Source organism: Natrinema salinisoli (assembly GCF_020405205.1).
Lineage (GTDB): Archaea > Halobacteriota > Halobacteria > Halobacteriales > Natrialbaceae > Natrinema > Natrinema salinisoli.
The window spans coordinates 2,854,808-2,880,355 of the sequence record NZ_CP084469.1; the positions used below are offsets into that span (position 1 = coordinate 2,854,808).

Below are 25,548 nucleotides of genomic sequence, written 5' to 3' on the forward strand. Positions count from 1 at the left end.
TCTGGTTTGCGAACCGAAACGGCCGGTCAGTCGCTCGTCGTCGCGTTTGCTGGCCGGAACCACGCCCGGAGACGGTCGGCGTAGGCGGCGACGCCGAGTCCCGCGACGAACGAGAGAAACGCCGGGACGAGGATCCACAGGAGGTCCGGATGCGTTGTACCAGTGTGAAGTGCGATGTTTTCCATACGCGCTCGTATTCGCAGAGCGGGGATAATACGATTGCTGTTGGCAGAACTGACCGGGACGATCGAACCGTCGTTTCGACGATCGGACCGCCAGTCGTCCTCGAAAGGTCCGGGTGCGAGAATCGAACTGCGCGTCTCAGCCGACACAGGCTGAAGGATGACCACTACCCCAACCCGGACACGAGTACACCGTGCTCGATACCATCACTGCGATCCTATAGTACGTGCTGAGACTCCGCACTAGCTGTAAATCAGGGGAGAATACTTGTGGGTCGAGACGGCTCGACAGGGACCCGCCGGGTCTACCCCAGACCCCACCTCACCGGATCACAAACTGTTTGTCCATGTCTCGCGGTACCACGAATATGCCACTCGCACCAGGCGACGACGCGCCGGCCGTGACCGCGCCGAACCAGGACGGCGACGACGTGAACCTCACGTTCGAGGAGCCGACGGTCGTCTATTTTTATCCGAAAGACGACACCCCCGGTTGTACGATCGAGGCCAATCAGTTCCAGCGCGAACTCGAAACCTATCGAGACGCCGGCGTCGACGTCTACGGCGTCTCGATCGACGACGTCGACTCCCACCGATCGTTCTGCAAGTCGGAGGGCCTCGAGTTCGACCTGCTCGCGGATCCGGACGGGGAGATCGCCGACGCGTTCGCGGTCGAACTGCGGGACAGCGGCGTGACGACGCGGACGACGTTCCTGCTTGCGGACGGCGAGATTCAGGCCGTCTACGAGGGCGTCGATCCCGACGGGCACGCGCGAGACGTCCTCATGGACGCGCTCGAGGACGGACTCGTGACGCTTCCCGAATAGGCGGCGTCTTCTGTCGTCGTTTTGCGGGCAGAATTTATCCCCATTGGGGACCTACGAGGGGGTATGCGACGCAATCCGATCGACAATATCGAGGAGATGCTCGACCGCGTAAGCCGCCAGGTAGAAGAGGGAATGACCGCCGGCGGGCTGCAGGTCCCCGGCTCGGTGCCGGTCGACGTGGCCGACACCGACGAGGAGTACGTCGTCACCGCCGACCTGCCCGGCTACGAAACCGACGACATCGAGCTGACGCTCTCGGACGGGACGCTGCGCCTCGAGGCCAACCGGACCGACGAGGGCGGCTACGCCGAGGGCCGATATCTCCGGCGCGAGCGGACCAAGACGTCGGCGAGCCGGCGAATCCGCCTCCCGGAGCCGGTCGATGAGGAGTCCGTCGCAGCCGGCTTCGAGAACGGCGTGTTGACGGTACGGCTGCCGAAGGAATCCGAAGGCGAGGACTCGAAGCAGATCGATATCGATTGACATTCTCCTCCGCGTGAACGCGGAATAATCCCGAGCGGTGGTAGTTTCAGGTTGCGTTTTCGGTTCCAACGATAGCCATCGAACCGGACGGGCGGGATCAGCACCGCCGAGCGAAGCGGTGTCGCGAAAGCGCCGGCAGCGTCCACTCAGTTACCTTCCGAACCGTCACCGTGACTGGACTGTTCCGGACATTTATTATATTTCGATGATAACTACTCGGCCATGGTCCAAGTGGTCGCCCTCGTCTTTGCAGGGGCCTTTTTCGTATTCGGAGGGATGGTTCTGTCTCGAGCGAGCGATCTCGGCGGTCGACGCGAGACGATCGATGAACTCGCCTCGGCGGGCGACGAACGGATCGAATCGGGCGGCGAGGCGACGATCAGCGGCCCGGTACACGTCCTCGAGCCGGCGTCGCCGACGCGGACCGGCCCCGATCCGAACGGGGGAGATTCGGCGGCCCTCTGGGCGTGGCGAGTCCGTCAGAAGGAGAGTACGGGGAACGGCAGCCGATGGCGAACCGCCGAGTCCGAACTCGCGGTCGGCGAGTTCGCCGTCGATCACAGTTGGGACCGCGTCCGCGTGGACGCGACGACGCTGGCGACCGACGCGGACGACGATCCCTTCGACTCGTCGGGGTTGTTTCTCGGCGACCCCGACATCGAGTCCTATCTCGGCGACCTCGGTCCGGTCAATCGCTTCCTCGAGCAGACGGGGTTGGCGAGCGAGGACGGCGTCGTCAGCGACCTGGAGTTCACCGTGAGCGTCGGCGGGAAGACCACCATGCCGGACAAGTATCAGGCCACCGTCGTCCGGGACGGCGACGAACTGGTCGTCCGGGGCGAACTGACAGAGACGGGCGACGGATACGTCCTGCGAGGGACCGAAGAGACGCCGCTCGTCGTCGCAACGGGGTCTCTCGAGGAACAGCGGGAACAGGTCCGCTCGGAGGTCCGGCTCCGACAGGCGGCCGGCGGGATGCTCGTGGGTCTCGGCCTGTTGGTCGCGGTCATCGCCGTCCTCTGAGTTCGCGACTCGGCCCCGTCGGCGGCGCGATAGTAGCCAACGCCCGACGAGACGGTGATATCGTGTCCCGAGGCGTGACTGGCAGCGAACGCGAGCGTCGAAATTCCCCCCCATCGTTCCATCGATCGAGAGCCGTCTCCCTGCAGGAGCATCAACGTCTGAAACACCTCGTTATCGAGTTACGCTCGCGATTGCCAGATATGAACGCTAGTTTTTCCCACCGCAGAGGCAATCACTATAGAAGAACCCCTGTTCAAATTTTATTGACAATAAGATTTATTTATTTATTTCTGTAGCGATAAATTGAATGTCAGAAGATCAGATGAACGTCGATAGGCGATCGCTGCTCAAGTACGCGGGCGTCAGTTCAGGTGTCGTCCTCGGTGGACTCGCCCAGCCTGCGGCCGCGAACCGGTCGGAGTCCGATCCTGCCGTCGAACCCCAGGAGTTCCGTCCCGACACCAGCGATATGCCGAACGTAGAGGAGGCACTGATTCGGATCAACGAGGACGCGACCGTGACCAAGCGGATGCGGATCCGTCAGCCGAAAGAGCAGAACGGCCCCGGTACTTACGACCGGAGTAATCCAAAGGCTGCAAACTACTCGCTGAACCTCTCACCGAGTACCGTCCAGGCGAGTTCGACTTCGATCGAGGCAAACAAACCGGAAGAAGCACCTCTAACCGCGGAACTGAATAAGCAGGAGACGACAGTCAGTTCGGAGGGTGTCCGAACGATGGACAGCGGGATCCCGGACGAGCCCGATCCGTTCGCCGACTGGGTGGCGTACGTCAACACCAAATCCCAGGAGTGTGGGCCGCTCGCGCGGACGAACGTCCACGGCTGGAGAGGGAGCCCCCATTGCTTCTCCTATCGCGAAATGGTGAGCGGCGACGCCTGCGACGGTGAAGAGTGGGACGAGAAGTTCTCGGCGTTCTGCGACGTCCTCGATCCGATACCGGGCCTGACCTGCAAGGTCCCCGACGCGTTCAACACGAACTGGTACGTCAGATCCGACGATGTCGAAGACAACGACGCCTCGTACGAGGCAGCGACGTTCTACACGTGTCCGAATTTCCCGGCGATCCCCGACACCGCCTTCTCCGTACAGCACCTCGAGGTGGACAAGGAGTCGACCGATCGCATCATTGATTGGTCGACGACGACCGGAGCACTGAACGGCGCCGTTCCCCGAGACATCGACCTGGATATGAACGAGATCGTCAACATGATCACCAAGGGCGTCGGAACGGTCATCGGTCCTAGTACCGTCGTGTACTCGTGGGCGGTGACGACGTACCTGCTCGGCCACGACGCCGGCGTCGTCTACTCGTGATCGGGTACTGCGCTCTCGTATCGTTCGTCCACCGGTTTCCGGACGACAGCGTGCGGATGGGGGAACGGTATCGAATCCGAACGGATCGAACACAGTTATGATCGATATACGGTGATTCCGGCGTATGAGTGATCCGTCGTTGCCGTCCCGGAGAACCATCCTCGGGACGACGGTCGGAGTGATAGGGTCGGGATGTCTCGGCTACGTCGACAACGGACCTCAGTGTCCAATGGAGTACGAATGGCCGTCGAACGACTCCGACGCTATCGGCAACTGGAATCTCGGCCACACGGGCAACAACCAACGACAAGACGGGAGCTGCCGGCGATCGACCGCGACGGTGTGTGTCGAGGCCGAGCTCGAGATCATTCAACCCGACCGCATCGACCGCATTGTAGCTAAGAACGCCGACGGGGAAGTCGTCGCCAGCACCGCGGTCGAAGATCAGAACGAGGTGTACCTCGAGCTAGCGGAGCTATCGCGAGGTGACACTGGTAAGTATACCGTGTCCGTTATGCGAGACGGTGAAATCGTCGAGCAAGGCACCGTGAAAATCGACTGCAGTAACGAGTAGCGTGCACACTGGCGATCCTGACTGGACACGACCATATTAAACGAAACGTTCGGAAATGAAAACTAATTCATGAGAGGAAACTCGACGGCCCCGTCTCGGCGTGCGCTGCTCGGTTCGACGGTCGGAGTGATAGGACCGGGATGCCTCGGCTACGTCGATAACGGACCCCAGTGTCCATTCGACCCCAATCCACCGGAAAACAAGACCGGCGCAATCGACGCGTGGCAGTTCGGCCTCACGAGCAATAACCAGCGAGAAAACGGAAGCTGTCGGCGAGCGACCGCGACGGTGTGTGTCGAGGTTTCGCTCGAAGGGATCCAGCCTGACCGCATCGACCGCGTCGTGGCCAAGAACGGCGACGACGAGGTCGTCGCCAGCACCGTGGTCGAGGATCAGAACGAGGTGTACCTCGAGCTAGCGGAACTGTCGCGGGGAGACACTGGTGAGTACACGATATCTGTCATCCGAGACGGCAAAACCATCGAGCAAGGCACCATGAGCGTCGACTGCAGTAACGAGTAGTGTGCCCGTCAGCGATCTAACGGACACGAATCAGGGCATCCGGCTGCTTTCTTGAAATCCAGCGGAATTCCGTCGTCCAGACGCGGTCGTCAGTCGCCTTCCGAAGAGGGTTCGAATTGACCGCTCAGTACCACGCCCCGCCCGACGAAACGTTGATGTCCTGACCGGTGACGTGACGCGAGTCGCCGCTCGCGAGGTGGACGGCCAGCTCGGCCACCTCTTCGGGCGGGACCAGCTCGTCGATCATGAGCGTCTCGAGAACCTCCTCTTCGACCGCCTCGGCCGGGACGCCGGCCTCCTCGGCCTGTCGCTCGAAGACACCCCGGATTCGATCGCCCTCGACCGGGCCGGGACAGATCGCGTTGACCGTCACGCCGTCGTCGCCGAACTCGGCCGCCAGCGCGCGAGTGAGCCCGATTACACCCATCTTCGAGGCCGCGTACGGCGTCCGGTTGGCGTAGGGTCGCTTGCCGCCGATCGACGAGATGTTGATGACGCTCCCGTCGTCCCCGTCGCGAAGGTGTGGGGCCGCTTCCCTCGTGGCTCGAGCGATGCCGACGACGTTGACGTCCAGGGTCTCGAGCCACTCGCCGTCCTCGGTGTCCTCGATCGGCGCGGTGGGGCCGGCGATGCCGGCGTTGTTCACGAGACAGTCCAGGCCGCCGAAGGTCGCGACCGTTTCGTCGATCGCGTCGGCCACCGAGTCCGAATCGGTCACGTCGGTCTCGACCGCCAGCGTTCGGTCGGGTGCGTCGATCAGTTCTTCAGTCTCGTAGATCCCGTCGCCCCGGGCCGCGAGCGCGACGTTCGCACCCGCGTCCGCGAACGCGATCGCGATTTCGCGGCCGAGGCCCTGGCTCGCTCCCGTGACAAAAACAGTGGTATCTGCTACCATGACACCAGATGGGACGAGCCGAGAATAAAACTCCTCGCTTCGCGGCACCGTCGGACCGGAGCCGTCGCCTCTCGACTGCCACTCGAGGCTGGCGGACGACCGGCGAGCACATTGCGGAGACGCTCGGGGTTTGCGTTTCGCGTGCGATTCTCCCCGCGAACTCGAGCGGTTCGGTCGTCGGACCCGTTGCGCTCGAGCGGTGATCGGTGGGACCGGTCATCGATCGGGCGGGCTAGTGTATGGAAAGGTATAGGGCGGCGTCCCGTTCTATACGTATATAAGCAAATGAGCGACGCGGGATACGACCACGCGACGGTCGAACGGCGCTGGCAAGAGGCGTGGGACGACGCGGACGTCTACCGGACGCCCGACGACGTCGAGGATCCGACGTACGTCCTGGGAATGTATCCGTACCCCTCGGGCAAGCTCCACATGGGGCACGTTCGCAACTACACGATCACGGACGCGTACGCTCGCTACCGTCGGATGCGCGGCGACGACGTCCTCCACCCGATGGGGTGGGACGCCTTCGGCCTCCCCGCGGAGAACGCGGCCAAAGAGCGCGACACGAACCCGCGCGACTGGACGTTCGACTGCATCGAGACGATGACCGGCCAGATGGAGGCGATGGGCTTTGGCTACGACTGGGATCGGGAGATCACCACCTGCACGCCCGATTACTACCAGTGGAACCAGTGGCTCTTCTCCCGGTTCCACGAGGAAGGACTGGTCGAACGCCGCGACGCCGAAGTCAACTGGTGTCCCCACTGCGAGACCGTCCTCGCCGACGAACAGGTCGAGGGCGAGGCCGAACTCTGCTGGCGGTGTGACACGCCGGTCGAACAGCGCGAGCTCGAGCAGTGGTTCCTGCGGATCACCGAGTACGCCGACGAGTTGCTCGAGGCGATCGACGACCTCGAGGGGTGGCCCAACTCGGTCCGGCAGATGCAGCGCAACTGGATCGGCCGCCAGTACGGGACCGAACTGGATTTCGATATCGAGGGGTACGGGCCGGTCGAGGCCTTTACGACCCGCGTCGACACGATTCACGGCGCGACGTTCTTCGCGCTCGCACCGGATCACCCGATCAGCGAGGAGTTAGCCGAGGAGGACGACGAGATTCACGAGTTCGTCCACCACGAGGCGGATCCGGAGGGCGACGAACCGAACGGGGTCGAGACGGACCTGACCGCGACCAATCCCGTGACGGGTGAGGAGATCCCGGTCTACGTCGCCGACTTCGTCCTCTCGGACGTCGGGACTGGCGCGCTGATGGCCGTGCCGGCCCACGACGAGCGCGACCACGCCTTCGCCGAGAAGATGGGGATCGAGATTCGGCCGGTCATCGCTCCCGAACCGGAGAGGGACGAGGAGCCGACGGCACCCGACGTCGAGGAGGAGGCCTACACCGAGGACGGCGTCCTGATCAACTCCGGGGAGTACGACGGGCTCGACAGCGAGACGGCCCGCGAGCGGCTCACCGAGGATATCGAGGGAGCCGAGTGGACCGAACAGTACCAGCTCCGCGACTGGGGGATCTCCCGCCAGCGCTACTGGGGCACGCCGATCCCCGTCGTCCACTGCGACGACTGCGGCCCCGTGATGGTTCCCGACGACGACCTGCCGGTCGAGCTCCCGGAGTTCATCAACACGACCGGAAACCCGCTGGACGCCGCCGAGGAGTGGAAGCAGACGAGCTGTCCGGACTGTGGGGCCGACGCGACTCGCGAGACGGACACGATGGACACCTTCGTCGACTCCTCGTGGTACTTCCTGCGGTACGTCTCGCCCGGCCTCGAGGACGCGCCCTTCGACCGCGAGCAGGCGAACGACTGGATGCCCGTCGATCAGTACGTGGGGGGCATCGAACACGCCGTGATGCACCTGCTGTACTCGCGATTCTTCACGAAGGTGCTGGCCGACCACGAGGGCCTCGAGCACCGCGAGCCCTTCACGAACCTGCTCGCCCAGGGGATGGTCCAGCTCGAGGGCGAGAAGATGTCTAAATCGAAGGGCAACGTCGTCTCGCCCCAGCGGATCGTCGAGGAGTACGGGGCCGACACCGCGCGCCTGTTCATGATGCAGGCCGCCCAGCCCGAGCGCGACTTCGACTGGAGCGAGGAGGGGGTACAGTCGACCTACGCCTTCCTCGAGCGCCTGCAGGGGATGGTCGAGGAGTACGTCGCCGACGAACCCGATGGCGAGGACGACGCGATCGCGAGCTACGTCGACGCGGAGATCGACGCGACGGTCGCGATCGCCAGCGAGGAGTACGACGACCTGACGTTCAACAAGGCGCTGCGCGAGACGCAGGATCTGGTTCGGACGCTCCGGCAATACGCCGACTACACTGACCCCCACGCCGAAACGTACGAGCGCGGACTCTCTGCCGTCGTCCGACTGCTCGCGCCCGTCGCACCTCACATCGCGGAGGAGTTGCACGACGACCTGAGTGGGGAGGGCTTCGCTGCGAACGCCGAGTGGCCGAGCGCCGACGTGGACCGCGATTACGTCGCGAAGCGACGCCGACTGGTCGAGAACACCCGCGAGGACATCCGCGACATCGTCGAGGTCGCCGGCATCGAGGATCCGACCGGGATCGACGTCGTCGTCGCGCCCGAGTGGAAGTACGACGCCCTCGAGATCGCGATCGAAAGCGACGCCGACAACCTGATCGGCGAGCTCATGCAGGAGTCGCACATCCGCGAGCAGGGCGACGCCGCCGCCGATTACGGGCAGGACCTGCAGGCGGAGCGAGAGGCGCTCTCGATGACGCTCGGTCCGAACGACGAGCACGCGGCGCTGGAGTCGGCCGCCTGGCTGATCGAACGCGAGTTCGACGCGCCGGTTCGCGTCGTCCGTGCCGACGAGGCCGACGACGACGTGCTCGGAAACGCCGAGCCCGGACGGCCGGCGATCGAAATCGACGACTGATCGGCACGCGAGAGGGAGTTGCACGAAGAGCCGACGCCACGGTCCACCGATCGACCGCTTCGAGCCGGAGGGGGGGATCCAGCGGTTGTCCCGGTAGTATCGAAATTGACGTCGAGTTACACTTATGTAGTATATGTTGACAGGAGGAGAAATACCACTCCCGTCGCCGATAGATAGTGTCTGCACGAGAGAGTAACTGACCCCCCGCCGAGACAGTCATTTCAACCGATACATTCAATGGGGAAGGGTGAGCAGTGACAGAGAAGACGTCGGGTAGCGTCGCGCTGCTCGAGCGATCGTGTGACAATATGGCACTCGAGGATATACTTCCTGATCGGTTCAGAGAAACGTACAGTGTAAAGATCGGGCTGATTTTCGTATTGGTCGTCGCCGTGACAGTCATCGTCTCCGCGCTCTTTTTCGGATACGCATCGGGGGCAGTCGGTCCGGCGGTGGAAGACCACTTCAGCGACCGGACGGACGACCGTAGCGACGTCGCGGCGAGTTGGCTCGAGACCAACGTCGAAACGGCGAACGGTCTCGCCGCGGACGCGACCGTCCAGTCGGGAACGGACGACGAGATCAGCCAGCGACTCGCGACGACACAGTCCGCCCGCGGCGATCGAGTTACCGAAATTCACTACCTCGACGGGGACGGCGAGGTACTGGCAAGCAGTGCGGACGGCGCGGTCGGTCAGAACTTCTTCGACGAGGCCGGCGTCGACGGCGCTACTGACGGACCCAGCGCCAGTCACGAGGCAGTAACGAGCGACGACTCGGTACTGTCGTTCGTTACGGCCGTAGAGGGCGAAAACGAGCGATACGTCGCCGTCTCTGCCCCCACCGATGCGTTCGCAGCCACGCTCGAGACGGACGGGCGAACCGTCGTCACGAACGCTGAGGGCGAGACGGTCGCCACAGTGGGCGAGGTCAGCGAGGACGTAACGGTCGGCGACGACGCCGTTCTCGCCGCGGTTTCGCCGACTGAAGACGACGTCGTCACCGGCACCCCCGACGGCACCGACACCGAGTTCGCCGCCACGGCGGCGACGATCGACGTCGGCGACGACGCCCTGACGGTCACGACCTACGATACCGCAGCGACCGTCTACGGACCACAGCGGGCCGCGACCTCGTCACTGGTCGCGTTCCTGTTCGTCGTCGTCCTCCACATCGGACTCGTCGGTGTCGTCCTCGGCGGGAACACCTCACTGTACCTCCGTCGACTCGGAAGCAAAGCCGAGCGGATGGGTGAGGGCGATCTCGACGTCGATCTCGAGACCAATCGGGTCGACGAGGTCGGCATCCTCTACAACTCGTTCGCGTCGATGCGGGATTCCCTCCGGGAGACGCTGGCCGACCTCGAGGACCAACGCGAACGCGCCCGCGAGGCCCAGCAGCGGACCGAAGAGCGCAATCAGGAACTCGAGGCCGAAGCCAAACGGTACAGCGACGTGATGTCGGCGTGTGCCGACGGCGACCTCGAACAGCGCCTCGAGCCCGAGACGGACCACGAGGCGATGGTGTCGATCGCCGAGGCGTTCAACGAGATGATCGACGATCTGGAAGACGCGGTCACACAGGTCAAGACCATCGCGGCGGACGTTGCCCGGACGAGTACCGAAGTGCAGACCAGTTCCAGCGAGATTCGACGCGCGAGCGAAGAGGTCAGCACGTCGGTCCAGGAGATTTCGGACGGATCCTCCAAGCAGGCCGAGGACCTGTCGGTCGCGACGACGGAAGTCAAGGAGATGTCCGCGACCGTCGAAGAAGTGGCCGCCGCGACGAGTAACATCGCCGAGCAGACCAGTCAGGTCGACGCGCTGGCGGCGGAGGGCCAGCGGGCGGCCGAGGAGACGACGGCGGAGATGCACGACGCCACCGACCAGACGGAAGCCGTCGCGGAAACGATCCGATCGCTGGACGAGGAGGCCGAACAGATTCAGGAGATCGTCGAGCTGATCGACGAGATCGCCGGCCAGACCAACATGCTCGCGTTGAACGCGGCCATCGAATCCGCTCGATCCGAAAGCGCCTCGAGCGAGAGCGGCGGCTTCCAGGCCGTCGCAGACGAGGTCAAGGAGCTCGCGGAACAGACCCAGGAGGCAGTCGAAGACGTCGAAATCATGATCGAATCGATACAAGAGCGCGCGAACGAGAGTGCAACCCAGATCGAGAACGCCGAATCGACGATCGGCTCGGCGACCGGGCGGGTCGACTCCCTCTCGGACAGACTCGATCGGATCGCGGCGGAGATCGAACAGGTGACCGCGGGCGTCCAGGAGATCGATCAGGCGACCGACGAACAGGCCAGTTCCGCCGAGGAGCTGGCGACGATCGTTCAGGACGTCGCGAGCGTCGCCAACGAGACGACGTCGCAGGCCCAGCAGGCCGCGGCGGCCGCCGAGGAGACGACCGCGACGATTACGGACGTCTCCGCCGAGGCGACGCGACTCGACGAGCGGGCGGCGGAACTCGCGGACGCGGTCAACGAGTTCACCGTCTCGAGGGCGGACGACCCGACTGCCACCGCCGCGGGTAACGGAGGTGGGTCCCGATGATACCCGAACTGCAGATGTATCGGATCACGTTTTACGTGATGGCGGCGGCGACGGTGGGCTTCCTTGCGTGGGTCGCCCGGTTTCCAAAGGGGAAGCGACGGTACTATCTGCCGCTACCGATCATCTGTGGAATCCTGGCGCTGGCCTACTTCGGCATGTCGACAGGGGACTACCAGTTGATGACCCCGACGGGGCAACCAGTTCAGACGAGTCGATACCTCGACTACTTCATTTCGGGACCGATGATGGTGACCATCGCGGGCATCGTCGCCGGTGCATCGCGCCGACAGCTGGTCGGACTCAACGTCGTCATGGTCGGCTGGACCAGTGCCACGCTCGCCACCTACTTCCTCCAGCCACCGTTTACACTCCTGGCCGTGATCGCCAATTTCGGTCTGTTCGGGGTCCTCGCCTACGTACTTGTCTGGCCGATCACGCGCAGCTCCGGCGAGCAGGGCGGGGAGCGCGTCCTGCTCTACGGCAAACTGCGGAACTTGCTGTTGATACTCTTCAGCGCCTACCTGGTCGTGGGCCTCCTGTCGCGACAGGGGTTCGGGCTGCTCGACGCCTTCAGCGGGATCTTCGTCGGGAGTTATCTCGACGCCCTCACGCGGATCGGGTTCTGTACGCTGGTTCTCCGGGCGACCGACGCCACCGACCAGATCATCGAGGGCATCGAATCGAGCGGTGCAGACGACGGGTCGGACGGCGTTACCCTCGAGAAGTCGGACGAGTCCGCGGTCGACCCGGCCGACTGACGGCGGCCGTCGTCTCTTTTCGAGAGTCTCTCGCAGCGATTGCAGTGACGAATCGCCGAACACCACTGGACCTGACAGCTGACTCATGTTTTTATACGCTGGTTCGTCCTACGAGTCGCTACAGCGCTCGTTACCTTCGAGGATGAACACCCAATATACGGATCTGCTCCGATGGCCGTTCGCGGACGAACCGTCGCTGACCGCACCGCACGTCGCCTCGATGACCTGGCGTGACGGACTGTTGGCCCACTGGCCAGTCGACCCCGACGGCGTCCGCCCGCACGTTCCCGACCAGTTGACCCTCGAGACTCGAGACGGCCAGGCCTGGCTGAGCGTGCTCCCGTTCGTGCTGACGAACGTCGGACTCCGCGGGACGCCGTCGATCGCGCGATTGGCTTTCCCCCAACTCACCGTCCGGACCTACGTCCGGTATCGGGGCGATCCGGGCCTGTTTTTCTTCAGTATCGACGTCGATAATGCCCTCGTCACCGCGACCGTCGGCCGGACCACTCGATTGCCCGTCTACCCCGCGAGGATGCGGGTCGGGGCCACGGAAGACACCCACGTCGCCTTCGAGAGCCAGCGCCGAAAGCCCGTGCCAGCGGCCGATACCCCTGCTCGATTCGGCGCGACCTATCGGCCGGTCGGCGAGGTGCGGACTGCCGAGCCCGGTACCCTCGAGTATTGGCTGACGGCGCGTCGCCGCTTCTACGCGCCCGAAGCTGGCGGTATCCTGACCGGCGAGATCAGACACGAGCCGTGGCCGCTCCAGCCGGCCGAGGTGACGATCTACGAGAACACGATGTTCGACGCGAACGGGCTGCCGACGCCGACCGACGATCCGATCGTTCACTACGCAGACGACCTCTCCATGACGGGGTCGATTCCGCGGCGGTTGCACAGAGGCTGAACGCTCGCCCGTCGCTCGAGGCCGTCTGCGCTACGGTCGAGCGGAAACGCCGACCAGGTCTACTTCCCGACGCCGACCATATCGAACCCGAGCCCGTCGCCCGTCTCCGACGCCCGCTCGTAGACGACTCGAGCGGCCGCGACGTCTTGGATCGCGAGTCCGGTCGAATCGAAGACCGTGATACCGGTCTCGTCGGTCCGGCTTTTCTTCGAACCCACGACGAGTTCGCCGATCTCCCCGTGAATGTCCGCGTCGGTCAGAACGCCCTCGCCGTAGGGGACGTTGATCTCTCCCGAGTGGGTACACTGCTCGTGGTCGTCGATGACGATCGTCGCCGCCGCGAGCAATTCGTCGCGCAGTTCGTGTTTCCCCTCGGCGTCGGCCCCGATCGCGTTGATGTGCGTATGCTCGCCGACGTCCTCGAGCCCCACGATCGGGTCTTCGATCGGCGTTACCGTCGACAGGACGTCGCAGTGACCGGCCTCCGAAAGAGACCCGGCGCGGACGTCGAACCGATCCGCGTAGGTGTCGACGAACCGCTGGACGCGCTCCTCGTCGGGATCCGAGACGACGACCTCCTCGATCGGACGAACCTCGCTGATCGCCTCGAGCTGGGTGTACGACTGGACGCCGGCGCCGACGATGCCGAGCGAGGTGGCGTCGTCGATGGCGAGGTAGTCCGTCGCGACGGCCGCGGCGGCCCCCGTCCGCTTCATGGTGAGCGTCGTCCCGTCCATGATCGCCAGCGGGAACGCGGTCTCGGGGTCGGAGTAGATCATCGTCCCCAGCACCGTCGGCAGGTCGTGGTCCGCGGGGTTGTCCGGGTGGACGTTGACCCACTTCAGGCCGGCCGCGTCCCACTCGCCCGTGTCGAGATACGCGGGCATCGACCGGAAGTCACCGTTGTACTGGGGAAGGTCGATGTACGATTTGGCGGGCATCTGCGTGGTTCCGCGCTCGAAGGCCGCGAAGGCCTGCTCGACGGCATCGATGACGTCGGCGAGGGCGGCGTGCTCGTCGACGTCGTCGCTGTCCAATAGAAGCGTGTTCATAGCCGCGAATATTGCGGGAACCTACTTAATTCGTCAGCATTCGATGCCGCCAGTGAGAGCACCTGTCATCAGGCGGTCGCCCGAACCAGTACGACGCCCGTCCGGTAGGACGCCAGTCGCGGCCCCTCTCTCCCGGATTCGTACTGGAACTCGAACGCCGCCTCGAGTTCCGCCGGTGCGTCCGCCAGCAACGCTCTGATCCGCTGGCGGTCGTCGTCCGGTACGTCCATCCGATCGAGCCAGGCGTCGACCTCGAGTTGCCGGCTCGTCTCGCGGACGTCCTCGACGGTCAGCCCCGTCTCCCCGAGCCAGTCGAGCCACTGCCGTCGGGAGTAGCTCTCGACGTGACTCGAATCCCGAAGTCGTTCGATCCGGTTCACGTACACTCCCAACTCGGGATCGTCCGGCACGCAGAGATCTTCGAACGCGAGGACGCCACCCGGTGCGAGCACGCGCTCGACCTCCGCGAGGAACGCCTCGGGGTCCGGAAAGTGGTGGGCCGCGAACCGACAGGTGACCGCGTCGAAGCGGTCCGTCGCGAATGGGAGCCGTTCGGCGTCGAACACGACCCCTTCGAGCCCGCCGTACGCCGTCGTCGCCGTCGCGACCATCTCCGGGGAGAGATCCGCCGCGACGACCCTCGAAACGCCCGTCTCGGCGAGCGCACCGGCGACGTGTCCCGCGCCGGTCGCCACGTCGAGCGCACACGTCGCGTCCCGACACCAGTCGACGAGCTGCTCGAGGTCCGTGCCTTGCTTGAGTACGTTCCCCTCGAGATAGCCGTCCGCAGCACCCCCGAAGGCGGTCGCGACGTCTCGCTTTGTATTGGCGTCGTCCGTCACGACACCCTATTGTGATTAAACGGACATGAGCGTTGCGTGAGTACAGATCACGAGCAACCGACTAGGCGTGTCGAAGACGGATTACAAGGATACGAAAATAACGACGAAACAGCAGATACGATGGGCCGACTTGATTGGGTGGCTCGAGCGGTAGTCTCCTCCGTTTAGCACCGCGAGGGCCGCAAGGCCCGAGCGGGCCGACGACCGATGTGGAGAGCGCGGCGCGTAGCGCCGCGAATAGGCGAACGGCAACGCCGTGAGCCGAGAGCGCGAAGCGCTCGGAACGGAGGGAGGAGTGCTTTTAGACTAAATTTTGCCGAGGGCGCGGCGAAGCCGCGCCCGTGGTTCGAAAGGCGCTTCGCGCCTTTCGTCATCACGAGAGAGCTTCGCTCTCTCGAACGACAGAGCAAAATTTAGTCTCACATCATGCCGCCCATGCCGCCGCCCATACCGCCCATGCCGCCGCCCATGCCACCGCCGCCCGGCGGCATCTCTTCGTCGTCGTCGTCGTGGGAGACGGCGAGGTCGCCCGCGGCGATGACGTCGTCGATGCGAAGCAGCATGACGGCCGCCTCGGTGGCGGACTCGATGGCCTGGGTCTTCACGCGGAGCGGCTCGTAGACGCCCTCCTCGGCCATGTCGATAGTGTCGCCGGTGTAGGCGTCCAGTCCGGCGGCCGTGTTGCCGCCGTCGTGGGCGCTGCGGAGTTCGACCAGCGAGTCGATGGGATCGAGTCCCGCGTTTTCGGCCAGAGTGCGCGGGATAACCTCGAGCGCGTCGGCGAAGGCCTCGACGGCCAGCTGTTCGCGGCCTCCGACGGAGTCGGCGTAGTCGCGCAGGGCGAGCGAGAGTTCGACTTCGGGTGCGCCGCCGCCGGCGAGCACCTTGCCGTCCTCGATGGTCGTGCGGACGACGCCCAGCGAGTCCTCGACGGCGCGGTCGATCTCGTCGATGACGTGCTCGGTGCCACCGCGGAGGATCAGGGTGACGGCGCGCGCGTCGTCGACGTCCTCGACGAAGATGCGCTGGTCGCCGGCGATCTCCTTCTGCGCGACGCTGCCTGCGGCACCGAGGTCGTCCTCGGTCAGGTCGTCGACGCTCGAGACGGGCGTCGCACCGGTCGCGCGAGCGAGCTGGGCCTGGTCGCTGGACTTGACGCGACGGACGGCGATGATGTCCTCCTGTGCGAGGTAGTGCTGGGCCATGTCGTCGATGCCGCCGTCGACGAAGACGACGTCAGCGCCGACGTCCGCGACTTGCTCGGCCATCTCGCGGAGCTGGGCCTCTTCCTGCTCGAGGAACTGCTCGAGCTGGTCGGGGTCGGTGACGTTGACTTCGGCGTCGATCTCGGTTTCCTTGATCTCGAGGTCGCCGTTGACGATCGCGACGTTGGCGTCCTCGGCGAAGTACGGCATGTTCTCGGAGACGCGCTCCTTGTCGACGATGACGCCTTCGACGAGCTCGGAGTTCTCGACGGAGCCGCCGACGACCTTCTCGACTTTGATGTTGTCCGTGTCGACGCCGTCGTCGTCGGCGACCGCGCGAACGGCCTCGACGATGAGCTCGGAGAGCAGGTCCTTGGCGTTCTCCGCGCCCTTGCCGGTCATCGCCGTCGCGGCGATCTGCTCGAGGATCTCCGTGTCGTCCTCGTCGACGTCGATGGCGATCTCCTCGAGGGCCTCGGTGGCTTCTTCGGCGGCCTCTCGGTACCCCTGTGCGAGGGTGGTCGCGTGGATGTCCTGGTCGAGGAGGTCCTCGGCCTGGCTGAGGAGCTCGCCGGCGACGACGACGGCGCTCGTGGTGCCGTCACCGACTTCCTCTTCCTGTGTCTCGGCGACTTCGACGATCATGTCGGCCGCGGGATGATCGATCTCCATCTCCGAGAGCAGGGTGACACCGTCGTTCGTGACGATGACGTTGCCCGACGAGTCGACGAGCATCTTGTCCATCCCCTTCGGGCCGAGCGTCGTCCGAACCGACTCGGCGACGGCCTTCCCGGCCTGTACGTTCATCGACTGCGCGTCCTCCCCGGAGGTGCGCTGGCTGTCCTCCGAGAGTACGATAAGGGGCTGGTTGCCCATCTGCTGTTGAGCCATAGTCAAGAGAACGATTGATTGTTATTCTATATAAGCGTTTCGCTTATTGTCCACTCGATCCCCGCTCCGTACGGGGGTTTTTCACATACCGTCGGCCGCGAATCAGGCCCTGCTGTAACCGCCGTCGGCCGTAGAGCCACTCCAACAGTGGACTTCGCGATCTCACGGGCGAAGTGTAAATCGGAACGCCGATCGAGAATAGGTAACCGTTCGTAAACGTCGTGGACAGCAACCGATGTCGGGGGAGTTGCGATCAGCCGGAGAACCGGTGGTACTCCATCCCCTTGTGCTTCATCTCGTTGTGTTTCTCCTCGAGGAAGGAGTAGACCGCGCCGTGGGGCGCGCCGTCGAGGAGCATTTCGGCGGCGCTGCGGACGGCGTCGACCTCCTGTGGCGCACCGATGATGCCGAGCGTCGAGCCGTAGATGACGACGTCGGCACCGGTCAGTTCCTCCATCAGTTCGCGGGTCCGGCCACCTTCGCCGATGAGCCGCCCCTTCTTGCGTTTCATGTCGGTTTTGTTCCGCGCGGCGGCGTCGATGTCGACGACGTCGAACAACATCATGTCGTCCTCGAGCAGCCGCAGGGCGTCCTCGGGCGCGAACCCGCGGCCGATGGCGCGAACGATCTCGGGGCCTTTGAGCCCGAGTACGGGATCGCCGACGGTTTCGACGGCAACGGAGCCGTTCTCCGAGTCGATGTCGAGTCGTACCTCGGCTTCCGCCTCGATCTCGCGCATCGTCTCGCCTCCTTCGCCGATGAGAACGCCGATGCGGTCCTGCGGAATCTTCACGTGCTGCATACAGTCAGGTACTGGCTGGGCGAGGTTAAGCGCTTGGTCCGCGAGTACCGGGTGGGTCGTGGCACCCACGCACGCGGTCGTTCTCCGCCGGTCGACGCCGTCGCTACTCGAGCACCGATCGGAACCGCACCGACTCCGAGCGCGTGTCGACGACGGCGATCGTGCGGTCCTCGTCGGCCGCCAGCACGTGCGCACCGGGGTTGAGAACCGTCGTTCGGCCCTCCTCCGACAATTCGCGCTCGTGGTGGTGGCCATAACAGACGAAATCGTAGGTCTCGCCGGCCGCGATCGCCTCGACCTCCTCGAGATGCTCGCCGTGGAGCACCGCGAACGAGAGGCCGTCGAACTCGAGGCTGGCGAACCGGCCGTGGAGTTCGCCCTCACCGCCGAGCGAGTCGAACGCGGCCTGGAGATTCGCGACGTCGCCGTCGTTGTTCCCGAGGACGCCGTGGAGTTCGAACTCGTCGAAGTAGTCGATCATCAGCGGGGCGACGAAGTCGCCGCAGTGGACGACGAGCTCGACGCCTTCCTCGGCGAAGATCTCGGTCGCGCGCTCGATCGCCGCGACGTTGTCGTGCGTGTCGGAAATAATGCCGATGTTCATACGCGTTCCCGCGATGGCGATCCACTAAGGCGTTCGGGGAACGACGAGCGTAGTCGATGCGGGCGAACGATTACCGTTCGAGAGACGACGGCACGCCCGCTCGCTCGAGTGCCTGCTGCCGTTCCTCGTCTGTGAGCCGATAGGGCCGGATTTCCGTCGCGACGTCACCGAGAGCAGCACGTCGACGCTGGTGTGCATCGAGGAATTCGGTAATTCGATCGATCGCGATCTCCTTCAACTCGCCGCTAAGCAGGTCGCCAGATCGGTACTCGGCCGCGATTCGCTCGAGTTCTGCGTCGTCGGATTCGAAGAAGAATCGCAGGTACTGGAATGGAACGTCGACGGTCGGATCGCCGCCGTGTTCGCGGTGTTCCTCGAGGGTCGCCCGACCGCCGGTATACGCGTGCGTCCGGATCGCCTCGGCGACCGTGTCCGGATCGGCAGTGAGCTCGATCGACGGCGCATCGTCGGAAGAGCTCATCTTCCCCGGTCCCTCGAGACTCGGGAGGAAGCGCCCGAGCAGGGCACCAGGCTTCGCCACTGGAAGCGCTTCTTTCGCGGCGATATCGCGACAGACCCGAACGTGGGGGTCCTGATCGACGGCGATGGGAACGAGAGTCGGCTGCCGGCCGCTGACGAGTTGCGGAAGCAGGAGGTGGGTCGCCTGTACGGCGGGGTAGAACTCGAGGCCGACGGTATCCTGCTCGCCGTAGACGGCCTCGACCGTCGCCGGCGTGAGGTGGGTCGCGAGTCGAACGGCGATCGGGTAGATCACGTCTGCATCGGCAGTGTCGACGACGATCCGGGTTTTGTCGGGGTCGAAGCCGACGGCGAGGATATCGCGTACATTGTCGCGGGTATGCTCGCCGATAGCGTCGAACGATTGCGATTTCGCGAGGAACTTCTCGTCGTCCGAGAGCGGGATATAGACCGTCGCTCCGGTCACTTCCTGAAAGCGTTTCGCGAGATAGAGCGGCAAGACGTGGCCGAGGTGCATCGGTCCCGACGGTCCCCGTCCGGTAACGATCGCGTGAATATCGCCCGCTTCGACGGCTTCGAGGTAACTGTCGACGTCTCGTCCCGCGTAGAACGTCCGGCGACGGAGCAGCGGGTGGTCGGGGAAGCGACCGAGCTGCTCGTCGGTGAGCTGATCGGCCCCGAATCGCTCGAGGAGTTTCTCGTAGTCGATCTCGCCCTCGACGGCGTACGGAGTGACGGTGAACCGGTCGGCAGTCGGATTTGAATCGGTACGTGCGGTGCTATCAGCGGTGTCGGTCGGTTCTGTCATTCGTGTCGTGGAGTCGGCTGTAGCAACTGGAAGACGATTCGGCTGAAAAACGAGCGGAGGGAGCGATCGCCGCCGCAGCCGCCGGGTTAGGCCGCGTCGCCCGCCGCGACGACACTGTCCGCTCTCGAAAGGGCGTACCAGCGCCACTGCCAATCGAGAGCGGACGTCACTATCACGTTCTTTTCAGGCGACAGTAAAGAGTATTTCGGAGAATCGGAGAGTGTCCGAATCAGTCCCGCGACGGATCCGGCTCCGGACTCGTGACGAACTCGAGGAGGTCGTCCGCCGTCACTTCGAGCCCCTGCCGCGAAAAGAACCCCGCGACGTTCCGACAGTCCCGCTCGAGGAAGTCGCGGCTGTTCGGGTGGTGGACCGTCACGGCCTGGCCGAGGTCGATGAGCACGAGCTGGCCCTCGTTCTCGTCGAAGACCACGTTGTACTCGCTCAGGTCGCCGTGAATGAGCCCCGCCGAGTAGAGCCGGCGCATGTACTCGCGCATGACCTCGTAGGCCGTCTCCGGGTTCTCGATCTGGACCTCGCCGAGGCGCTTCGCGCGGCCGTCCTCGTTCCCGATATACTCCATGACCAGCACGTTGCGCTCGGTCGCGATCGGTTCCGGAACTCGCACGCCGGCGGCTTTCGCCCGCCGGAGGTTCGCCAGCTCCTTTTTCGTCCACGCGAGGACGACGTCTTTCTTCTTGCCGCCCAGGCCCTCGAATCGGGGGTCGCCCTCGAGGTAGTCGCGCATCTGATTGAAGTTCGAGGCGTTGATCCGGTAGATCTTGACAGCGACCTCGCGGTCGTCGCCCAGCGCGTGGTAGACGTTGGCCTCCTTGCCCGTCGAGAGCGGCCCGCCGAAGGCCTCGACGTACCCGTCCTGGACGAGCTTGTACAGCGCCGCAAAGGTTGCGTCGTCGAACACCGACTGCTCGACCTTGAACTGGTCGGCGTCCTTGATGCGCTCTTCGAACTGTTCGAACTCGCGGTCGCGCTTGCGCGCGATCCGATCCGCTTCGGTATCCGAGACGTCGATCTCCTCCCACTCGTCGCCCGGCGTCTCCACTTCCTCGAGGTCGACCAGTCCGAACTCCGTTCCCTGTTCCATCTGTTCGACGCTACGGGTCGCGTGGGGGTAAAGACTGGGACTCGCTCGAGCGGCCACACTTTTTGTGCCGTCCGCGGTAGTACCGCTCGTGAGTAACTCGACCGAGCGCCGCCACACGGGGATCGAGCGATGACGAGCTACGACGTGACGCTCGAGCGGACTGACGGCCCGAACCGGACGCTCGAGGTCGCCGACGACGAGACGGTCCTCGACGCGGCCCAGCGGGCCGGCATTCGGCTGCCCTACGACTGTCGGAAAGGGACCTGCATCACCTGCGTCGGTCGGCTGGTCGGCCTCGAAGACGGAGGGAGCGAATCCGAGACGGACGAGACGGCGCGGCCGCGGGACGCCGACGCGTTCACGTATCGTCGGACCCCCCGGGCGCTGACCGACGGCGAACGAGCGGACGGCTACGTCCTGCTGTGCATCGCGCAGCCACGGACTGACTGCCGCATCGAGGTCGGGCCGCGTGTCCGCGCCGAAGTCGGGGACAGTCCCTGGTCGTAGCTCCCGCTCCCGTTGCGAATCCCGAACAGACTTATCTACGTGTTCGTGGTCGGGAAACCCCATGAGTGATGCGAGCACAGGCGGCGACGTCGAACCGGACCACGACCACGAACACCACCACGAGGGCCCCGGCTACGCGACGCCACAGGCCGCTATCGAGGAGGGTGAGCGAGAAAAACTGGCCTACGTGATGAGCCTCTACGTCGGGACGGACGTCGACGCGTCGGATTTCGTCGCGGTCGTCGACCTCGATCCCGAGTCGGACACCTACGCCGAAATCGTCGACCGCATCGAGATGCCCGAGCGCGGCGACGAACTCCATCACTTCGGGTGGAACGCCTGCTCGTCGTCCTGCCACATGGACGGCTTGGAGCGGCGACATCTGATCGTTCCCGGCCAACGCTCCTCGCGAATTCACGTAATCGACGCGAAAGACCGGCGGAATCCCGAACTGGAGACGGTGATCGAACCCGAGGAGGTCTTCGAGTACGACCTCTCGGCACCCCACACCGTCCACTGCATCCCGGACGGCGAGATTCTGATCAGCATGCTCGGCGACGCCGACGGCGAGCTGCCGGGCGGCTTCCTCGAGCTGAACGACGACTTCGAGATCGAAGGGCGCTGGGAGCCGCCGGGCGAGATCGAGATGAACTACGACTACTGGTACCAGCCCCGACAGAACGTGATGGTGTCCAGCGAGTGGGCCGCCCCAAAAACGTACTATCCGGGCTTCGACCTCGACGACGTCGAAGCGGGCAACTACGGCCGGAAGCTCCACTTCTGGGACTGGGAGAACGGGACCGTCGAGCAGACGATCGACCTCGGCGAGGAGGGGATGATCCCGCTCGAGGTACGATTCCTCCACACGCCAGAATCGACGCACGGGTTCGTCGGGGCCGCGCTCTCGTCGAACATATTCCACTTCTGGCGCGACGACGACGCGGGCGAGTACCGCGCCGAGAAGGCCATCGACTTCGAGAGCCGGGAGCACGAAGACTGGGATATGCCCGTTCCAGGCCTGACGACCGATATCCTGATCTCGATGGACGATCGGTACCTGTTCGGCTCGAACTGGCTCCACGGCGAGGTCTGGATGTACGACATCTCGGACCCGTCGAACCCGCGACGGGCTGACTCGCTCTCCGTCGGCGGGACCTTCGGCGAGGTTCAGGAAGTGCAGGGCCGCGAGCTGAACGCCGGTCCGCAGATGTTACAGCTCTCGCTCGACGGCGAGCGTCTCTACTGGACGACGTCGCTGTTCTCCTCGTGGGACGAGCAGTTCTATCCCGAGGAGGGCGAGCAGGGATCGGTGATGCTGAAAGCCGACGTCGATCCGCGAACGGGGACGCTCGAGCTCGACGAGGACTTCCTCGTCGACTGGGGCGAGTGCCCCGAAGGGCCGGCCCGCGCCCACGAGATCCGGTGGCCCGACGGCGACTGTACGAGCGACGTCTGGCAGTGAGCGGCGGATCGAACGGCCGTCCCCCGACCCACGAGGTCCGACTCGAGTGGCCCGACGGCCGGACGCGGACGCTCGCGGTTCGCGACGACGAGACGGTCCTCGAGGCCGCCGAGCGGGCGGGCGTCGCGCTCCCCTACGGCTGTCTGACCGGCGCCTGCGGAACCTGTACCGGGCGATTGCTCGAGGGCGACGGAGCCGAGCCGACGGACGACGACACCGGAGCCGTCACCGCCGAGGACGTCTTCGCGTACCGCCGGCGACCTCGGGCGCTGAAGGACCGACACCGAACGGAGGGGTACGTGCTGTTGTGCGTCGCCTCGCCGCGGGCCGATTGTCGGATCGCGGTCGGCTCGAGCGTGCAGTCGGAACTGGTCGAGAACCCGTGGAAGTAGCGCGTCTCGAGCCGAGAGCAGCGCGAGGCGTTCGCGACACAGTCAGTAAGGTTAACGGGTGCGAACGGCTACCCTCGAGCAATGCCAGTCGCCGACGAAGACGCGGACGAAGATAACCCGTACCTCCGGGATCCGCCGACTGACTTCGAGCCGGTCGAGGCCCTCTCGGCAGCCGAGGCCGAGCGACAGGTCGAACGGTTGCGCGCGGCCATCCGCGAGCACGACCGCCGGTACTACGTCGAGAGCGAGCCCGTCATCGCCGACCGGACCTACGACGCGCTGTTCACCCGGCTGCGCGAACTCGAGGAAGCGTTCGATCTCTCCCATCCCGACAGCCCGACGCGGAGCGTCGGCGGCGAGCCGATCGAGGCGTTCGAGACGGTCGAGCACGTCGCGCCGATGCTCTCGATCGACCAGAGCGGCGACGTCGAGGACGTCCGGGAGTTCGACGAGCGGGTCCGACGGGAGGTTGGCGACGTTCGGTACGTCTGCGAACCCAAGTTCGACGGCGTCTCCATGGAGTTCGTCTACGAAGCGGGGAGCCTCGAGCGCGCGGTCACTCGCGGGGACGGCCGCGAGGGCGACGACGTCACGCGCAACGCGCGCACGATCGGTTCCGTCCCACAGCAACTCCACGGCGACTACCCCGACTCCCTCGCGGTGCGGGGCGAGGTCTACATGCCAAAAGACGCCTTCCAGGCGCACAACCGCGAGCGCATCGAGCGCGGCGAGGAACCCTTCGCCAATCCCCGGAACGCCACCGCCGGGACCATCCGCCAGCTCGACCCCTCGGTCGTCGCCGACCGCCCGCTCGCAGTCTTCTACTTCGACGTCCTCGAGGCCTCGGAACTCGAGGACACGCACCGGGAAGCGCTCGAGCGCTTCCCCGAGTTCGGGCTCCGGGTGAACGATCGCGTGGAGGTCGTAGACGATATCGAAAGCGCGATCGACTACCGCGACCGCCTGCTCGAGGCCCGCGACGACCTGGACTACGAGATCGACGGCGTCGTCATCAAGGTCGACGACCGCGACGCGCGCGAAGAACTCGGACAAACGGCGCGTCACGACCGCTGGGCGTTCGCCTACAAGTTCCCCGCCCGCGCCGAGGTGACGCCGATCGCCGACGTGGCAGTTCAGGTCGGCCGGACGGGGCGATTGACGCCCGTCGCCCTGCTCGAGCCGGTCGACGTCGGCGGCGTCACCGTCTCGCGGGCGAGCCTGCACAACCCCGAGGAGATCGCCGAAAAGAACGTCAATATCGGCGACACGGTCCGGGTCCAGCGCGCCGGCGACGTGATCCCGTACGTCGAGGAGGTCGTCGAGAAGAACAGCGAGGGCCACTACGAGATGCCCGAGACGTGTCCCGTCTGCGACAGCCCCGTCGAACGCGACGGCCCGATGGCCTTCTGCACCGGCGGGCTGGGTTGTGACGCCCAGCTCCGGCGTTCGATCGAGTACTACGCGGGCGACGACGGGCTCGATCTCGAGGGGCTGGGCGAGAAGAGCGTCCGTCAGCTCGTCGACGCCGGCCTGCTCGACTCCGTCGCCGACCTCTACGAACTCGAGTACGAGGATCTCGCGGCGCTCGAGGGATGGGGCGAGACCAGCGCCGAGAACCTGCTCGACGAGATCGAGGGGAGCCGCGAGCCGCCACTGCCCGATTTCGTCTCCGCGCTGGGTATCCCCCTGGTCGGTCCGACGACGGCTCGGGAACTCGCCCGCGAGTTCGGCACCTTCGAGGCGCTCCGCGAGGCCGCCGAAGACGACCCCGACCGACTCGAGGGGGTCGACGACGTCGGCGACACCGTGGCCGAGACGATTCACGAATTCTTCACGGGCGAGGCCAACGCCGCGGTCGTCGACGACGTGCTCGAACACGTCTCACCCCAGGAGTTCGAGACCGATGCCGGCGGCGACGAACTCGCGGGCCTCACCTTCGTCTTCACCGGTTCGCTCGAGGGAATGACCAGGGACGAGGCCCAGGAGCTCGTCGAGACCCGCGGCGCGAACGCGACGGGCAGCGTCTCGGGCAACACGGACTACCTCGTCGCCGGCGAGAATCCGGGCGCGACGAAACAGGCGGACGCGCGGGACAACGACGTGCCGATCGTCGACGAGGCGGAGTTTCGGGCGCTGCTCGAGGAGCGAGGGATCGACCTCGAGTAATCGGTACCGTTCCAGTCGCCGGAATCGAACGCCGGATCGAACCGGGGCGAAATCGACTACTTAATTCGAACGAGTCGCTCGTTCCAGCATTCCTGACAGGTCGAGTTGTTGGTCTCGTAGGTACACCCGCAGTTCGAACACTGGTAGATTCGCTGCTCAGGTTTCGGTCGTTTCAACCGTCTCAGGTACTTCTCGAGGAGTTTCATGTGGATCAGTAGCGTGCCAGC

The 25,548-nt window shown here is 64.9% G+C and carries 23 protein-coding genes; 14 read left to right on the forward strand and 9 right to left on the reverse strand.

The genetic code is table 11. From position 1 onward, the window contains the following. Positions 1 to 26: 26 nt before the first annotated feature. On the reverse strand, positions 27 to 185 hold the full coding sequence (locus tag LDB05_RS14155) for a hypothetical protein (RefSeq protein ID WP_226004636.1): 159 nt from the start codon (positions 183 to 185) through the stop codon (positions 27 to 29). Between the two features lie 365 nt (positions 186 to 550). Between LDB05_RS14155 and LDB05_RS14160 the strand changes: the two genes are divergently transcribed. The 6 genes from LDB05_RS14160 to LDB05_RS14185 all read left to right on the forward strand — a co-directional run bounded on the left by LDB05_RS14160 (position 551) and on the right by LDB05_RS14185 (position 4,947). Continuing rightward, entirely contained in the window at positions 551 to 1,009 is a 459-nt protein-coding gene (locus tag LDB05_RS14160) for a peroxiredoxin (protein ID WP_226004637.1), read from the forward strand. Between the two features lie 63 nt (positions 1,010 to 1,072). Beyond that, the gene (locus LDB05_RS14165) at positions 1,073 to 1,492 is read left to right on the forward strand and encodes an Hsp20/alpha crystallin family protein (protein WP_226004638.1); all 420 of its coding nucleotides are present in this window, start codon (positions 1,073 to 1,075) and stop codon (positions 1,490 to 1,492) included. A gap of 222 nt (positions 1,493 to 1,714) precedes the next feature. Further along, positions 1,715 to 2,515, forward strand: coding sequence for a hypothetical protein (locus LDB05_RS14170; protein ID WP_226004639.1), 801 nt, complete (start codon positions 1,715 to 1,717; stop codon positions 2,513 to 2,515). Positions 2,516 to 2,822: 307 nt separating this feature from the next. Further along, a complete protein-coding gene (locus LDB05_RS14175) occupies positions 2,823 to 3,851 on the forward strand; it encodes a hypothetical protein (RefSeq protein WP_226004640.1) in 1,029 nt (342 codons plus the stop codon). 124 nt (positions 3,852 to 3,975) lie between these two features. Then, positions 3,976 to 4,425: a hypothetical protein gene (locus tag LDB05_RS14180; RefSeq protein ID WP_226004641.1), complete on the forward strand. Its 450-nt coding sequence runs from the start codon at positions 3,976 to 3,978 to the stop codon at positions 4,423 to 4,425. 69 nt (positions 4,426 to 4,494) lie between these two features. After that, a complete protein-coding gene (locus tag LDB05_RS14185; RefSeq protein ID WP_226004642.1) occupies positions 4,495 to 4,947 on the forward strand; it encodes a hypothetical protein in 453 nt (150 codons plus the stop codon). Positions 4,948 to 5,071: 124 nt separating this feature from the next. On the opposite strand, the gene LDB05_RS14190 is transcribed toward LDB05_RS14185, so the two are convergent. Beyond that, positions 5,072 to 5,842, reverse strand: coding sequence for an SDR family NAD(P)-dependent oxidoreductase (locus LDB05_RS14190; protein WP_226004643.1), 771 nt, complete (start codon positions 5,840 to 5,842; stop codon positions 5,072 to 5,074). A gap of 285 nt (positions 5,843 to 6,127) precedes the next feature. On the opposite strand from LDB05_RS14190, the gene leuS reads away from it, so the two are divergent. The 4 genes from leuS (at position 6,128) to LDB05_RS14210 (ending at position 13,005) form a co-directional block, all read left to right on the forward strand. Next, on the forward strand, positions 6,128 to 8,776 hold the full coding sequence (gene leuS, locus LDB05_RS14195; protein ID WP_226004644.1) for a leucine--tRNA ligase: 2,649 nt from the start codon (positions 6,128 to 6,130) through the stop codon (positions 8,774 to 8,776). Positions 8,777 to 9,030: 254 nt separating this feature from the next. Beyond that, a complete protein-coding gene (locus tag LDB05_RS14200) occupies positions 9,031 to 11,337 on the forward strand; it encodes a methyl-accepting chemotaxis protein (protein WP_226004645.1) in 2,307 nt (768 codons plus the stop codon). Then, complete coding sequence (locus LDB05_RS14205) at positions 11,334 to 12,095, forward strand: bacteriorhodopsin (protein ID WP_226004646.1); 762 nt, start codon at positions 11,334 to 11,336, stop codon at positions 12,093 to 12,095. Before LDB05_RS14200 ends, LDB05_RS14205 begins: the two co-directional genes overlap by 4 nt. Before the next feature lie 142 nt (positions 12,096 to 12,237). Next, on the forward strand, positions 12,238 to 13,005 hold the full coding sequence (locus tag LDB05_RS14210) for a YqjF family protein (protein ID WP_226004647.1): 768 nt from the start codon (positions 12,238 to 12,240) through the stop codon (positions 13,003 to 13,005). Between the two features lie 59 nt (positions 13,006 to 13,064). Here LDB05_RS14210 and LDB05_RS14215 read toward each other — a convergent pair whose 3' ends face one another. From LDB05_RS14215 to rio1, 7 genes are all read right to left on the reverse strand, one after another. After that, positions 13,065 to 14,057 carry an ornithine cyclodeaminase family protein gene (locus LDB05_RS14215; protein ID WP_226004648.1) on the reverse strand — a complete coding sequence of 331 codons (993 nt, stop codon included), beginning with the start codon at positions 14,055 to 14,057 and terminating at the stop codon, positions 13,065 to 13,067. A 68-nt stretch (positions 14,058 to 14,125) separates the two neighbouring features. Next, a complete protein-coding gene (locus LDB05_RS14220; RefSeq protein WP_226004649.1) occupies positions 14,126 to 14,899 on the reverse strand; it encodes a class I SAM-dependent methyltransferase in 774 nt (257 codons plus the stop codon). Positions 14,900 to 15,318: 419 nt separating this feature from the next. Next, on the reverse strand, positions 15,319 to 16,980 hold the full coding sequence (gene thsA, locus LDB05_RS14225; RefSeq protein ID WP_226007915.1) for a thermosome subunit alpha: 1,662 nt from the start codon (positions 16,978 to 16,980) through the stop codon (positions 15,319 to 15,321). 268 nt (positions 16,981 to 17,248) lie between these two features. After that, positions 17,249 to 17,797 carry a KH domain-containing protein gene (locus tag LDB05_RS14230; RefSeq protein WP_226004650.1) on the reverse strand — a complete coding sequence of 183 codons (549 nt, stop codon included), beginning with the start codon at positions 17,795 to 17,797 and terminating at the stop codon, positions 17,249 to 17,251. Between the two features lie 103 nt (positions 17,798 to 17,900). Beyond that, the gene (locus LDB05_RS14235; protein ID WP_226004651.1) at positions 17,901 to 18,401 is read right to left on the reverse strand and encodes a metallophosphoesterase; all 501 of its coding nucleotides are present in this window, start codon (positions 18,399 to 18,401) and stop codon (positions 17,901 to 17,903) included. 70 nt (positions 18,402 to 18,471) lie between these two features. Beyond that, the gene (locus LDB05_RS14240) at positions 18,472 to 19,689 is read right to left on the reverse strand and encodes a tryptophan--tRNA ligase (RefSeq protein ID WP_226004652.1); all 1,218 of its coding nucleotides are present in this window, start codon (positions 19,687 to 19,689) and stop codon (positions 18,472 to 18,474) included. Between the two features lie 229 nt (positions 19,690 to 19,918). Next, positions 19,919 to 20,794 carry a serine/threonine-protein kinase Rio1 gene (gene rio1 / locus LDB05_RS14245; protein WP_226004653.1) on the reverse strand — a complete coding sequence of 292 codons (876 nt, stop codon included), beginning with the start codon at positions 20,792 to 20,794 and terminating at the stop codon, positions 19,919 to 19,921. Positions 20,795 to 20,923: 129 nt separating this feature from the next. On the opposite strand from rio1, the gene LDB05_RS14250 reads away from it, so the two are divergent. The 4 genes from LDB05_RS14250 to ligA all read left to right on the forward strand — a co-directional run bounded on the left by LDB05_RS14250 (position 20,924) and on the right by ligA (position 25,321). Next, positions 20,924 to 21,301: a 2Fe-2S iron-sulfur cluster-binding protein gene (locus LDB05_RS14250; protein WP_226004654.1), complete on the forward strand. Its 378-nt coding sequence runs from the start codon at positions 20,924 to 20,926 to the stop codon at positions 21,299 to 21,301. Positions 21,302 to 21,362: 61 nt separating this feature from the next. Continuing rightward, on the forward strand, positions 21,363 to 22,763 hold the full coding sequence (locus LDB05_RS14255) for a selenium-binding family protein (protein WP_226004655.1): 1,401 nt from the start codon (positions 21,363 to 21,365) through the stop codon (positions 22,761 to 22,763). Then, positions 22,760 to 23,155: a 2Fe-2S iron-sulfur cluster-binding protein gene (locus LDB05_RS14260; RefSeq protein WP_226004656.1), complete on the forward strand. Its 396-nt coding sequence runs from the start codon at positions 22,760 to 22,762 to the stop codon at positions 23,153 to 23,155. The genes LDB05_RS14255 and LDB05_RS14260 overlap by 4 nt, the downstream gene beginning before the upstream one ends. An 81-nt stretch (positions 23,156 to 23,236) precedes the next feature. Beyond that, positions 23,237 to 25,321: an NAD-dependent DNA ligase LigA gene (gene ligA / locus LDB05_RS14265; RefSeq protein ID WP_226004657.1), complete on the forward strand. Its 2,085-nt coding sequence runs from the start codon at positions 23,237 to 23,239 to the stop codon at positions 25,319 to 25,321. The last annotated feature ends 227 nt before the right edge of the window (positions 25,322 to 25,548 follow it).

What these genes read in the sequence shown, in the direction of transcription:
- LDB05_RS14160 (WP_226004637.1), top strand. Translation starts at nt 551, where the DNA reads ATGCCACTCGCACCAGGCGACGACGCGCCGGCCGTGACCGCGCCGAAC.
- LDB05_RS14230 (WP_226004650.1), bottom strand. Translation starts at nt 17,797, where the DNA reads ATGCAGCACGTGAAGATTCCGCAGGACCGCATCGGCGTTCTCATCGGC.
- LDB05_RS14180 (WP_226004641.1), top strand. Translation starts at nt 3,976, where the DNA reads ATGAGTGATCCGTCGTTGCCGTCCCGGAGAACCATCCTCGGGACGACG.
- LDB05_RS14255 (WP_226004655.1), top strand. Translation starts at nt 21,363, where the DNA reads ATGAGTGATGCGAGCACAGGCGGCGACGTCGAACCGGACCACGACCAC.
- LDB05_RS14175 (WP_226004640.1), top strand. Translation starts at nt 2,823, where the DNA reads ATGTCAGAAGATCAGATGAACGTCGATAGGCGATCGCTGCTCAAGTAC.
- leuS (WP_226004644.1), top strand. Translation starts at nt 6,128, where the DNA reads ATGAGCGACGCGGGATACGACCACGCGACGGTCGAACGGCGCTGGCAA.
- LDB05_RS14165 (WP_226004638.1), top strand. Translation starts at nt 1,073, where the DNA reads ATGCGACGCAATCCGATCGACAATATCGAGGAGATGCTCGACCGCGTA.
- LDB05_RS14205 (WP_226004646.1), top strand. Translation starts at nt 11,334, where the DNA reads ATGATACCCGAACTGCAGATGTATCGGATCACGTTTTACGTGATGGCG.
- thsA (WP_226007915.1), bottom strand. Translation starts at nt 16,980, where the DNA reads ATGGGCAACCAGCCCCTTATCGTACTCTCGGAGGACAGCCAGCGCACC.
- LDB05_RS14240 (WP_226004652.1), bottom strand. Translation starts at nt 19,689, where the DNA reads ATGACAGAACCGACCGACACCGCTGATAGCACCGCACGTACCGATTCA.
- LDB05_RS14235 (WP_226004651.1), bottom strand. Translation starts at nt 18,401, where the DNA reads ATGAACATCGGCATTATTTCCGACACGCACGACAACGTCGCGGCGATC.
- LDB05_RS14190 (WP_226004643.1), bottom strand. Translation starts at nt 5,842, where the DNA reads ATGGTAGCAGATACCACTGTTTTTGTCACGGGAGCGAGCCAGGGCCTC.
- LDB05_RS14170 (WP_226004639.1), top strand. Translation starts at nt 1,715, where the DNA reads ATGGTCCAAGTGGTCGCCCTCGTCTTTGCAGGGGCCTTTTTCGTATTC.
- rio1 (WP_226004653.1), bottom strand. Translation starts at nt 20,794, where the DNA reads ATGGAACAGGGAACGGAGTTCGGACTGGTCGACCTCGAGGAAGTGGAG.
- LDB05_RS14185 (WP_226004642.1), top strand. Translation starts at nt 4,495, where the DNA reads ATGAGAGGAAACTCGACGGCCCCGTCTCGGCGTGCGCTGCTCGGTTCG.
- ligA (WP_226004657.1), top strand. Translation starts at nt 23,237, where the DNA reads ATGCCAGTCGCCGACGAAGACGCGGACGAAGATAACCCGTACCTCCGG.
- LDB05_RS14210 (WP_226004647.1), top strand. Translation starts at nt 12,238, where the DNA reads ATGAACACCCAATATACGGATCTGCTCCGATGGCCGTTCGCGGACGAA.
- LDB05_RS14155 (WP_226004636.1), bottom strand. Translation starts at nt 185, where the DNA reads ATGGAAAACATCGCACTTCACACTGGTACAACGCATCCGGACCTCCTG.
- LDB05_RS14250 (WP_226004654.1), top strand. Translation starts at nt 20,924, where the DNA reads ATGACGAGCTACGACGTGACGCTCGAGCGGACTGACGGCCCGAACCGG.
- LDB05_RS14215 (WP_226004648.1), bottom strand. Translation starts at nt 14,057, where the DNA reads ATGAACACGCTTCTATTGGACAGCGACGACGTCGACGAGCACGCCGCC.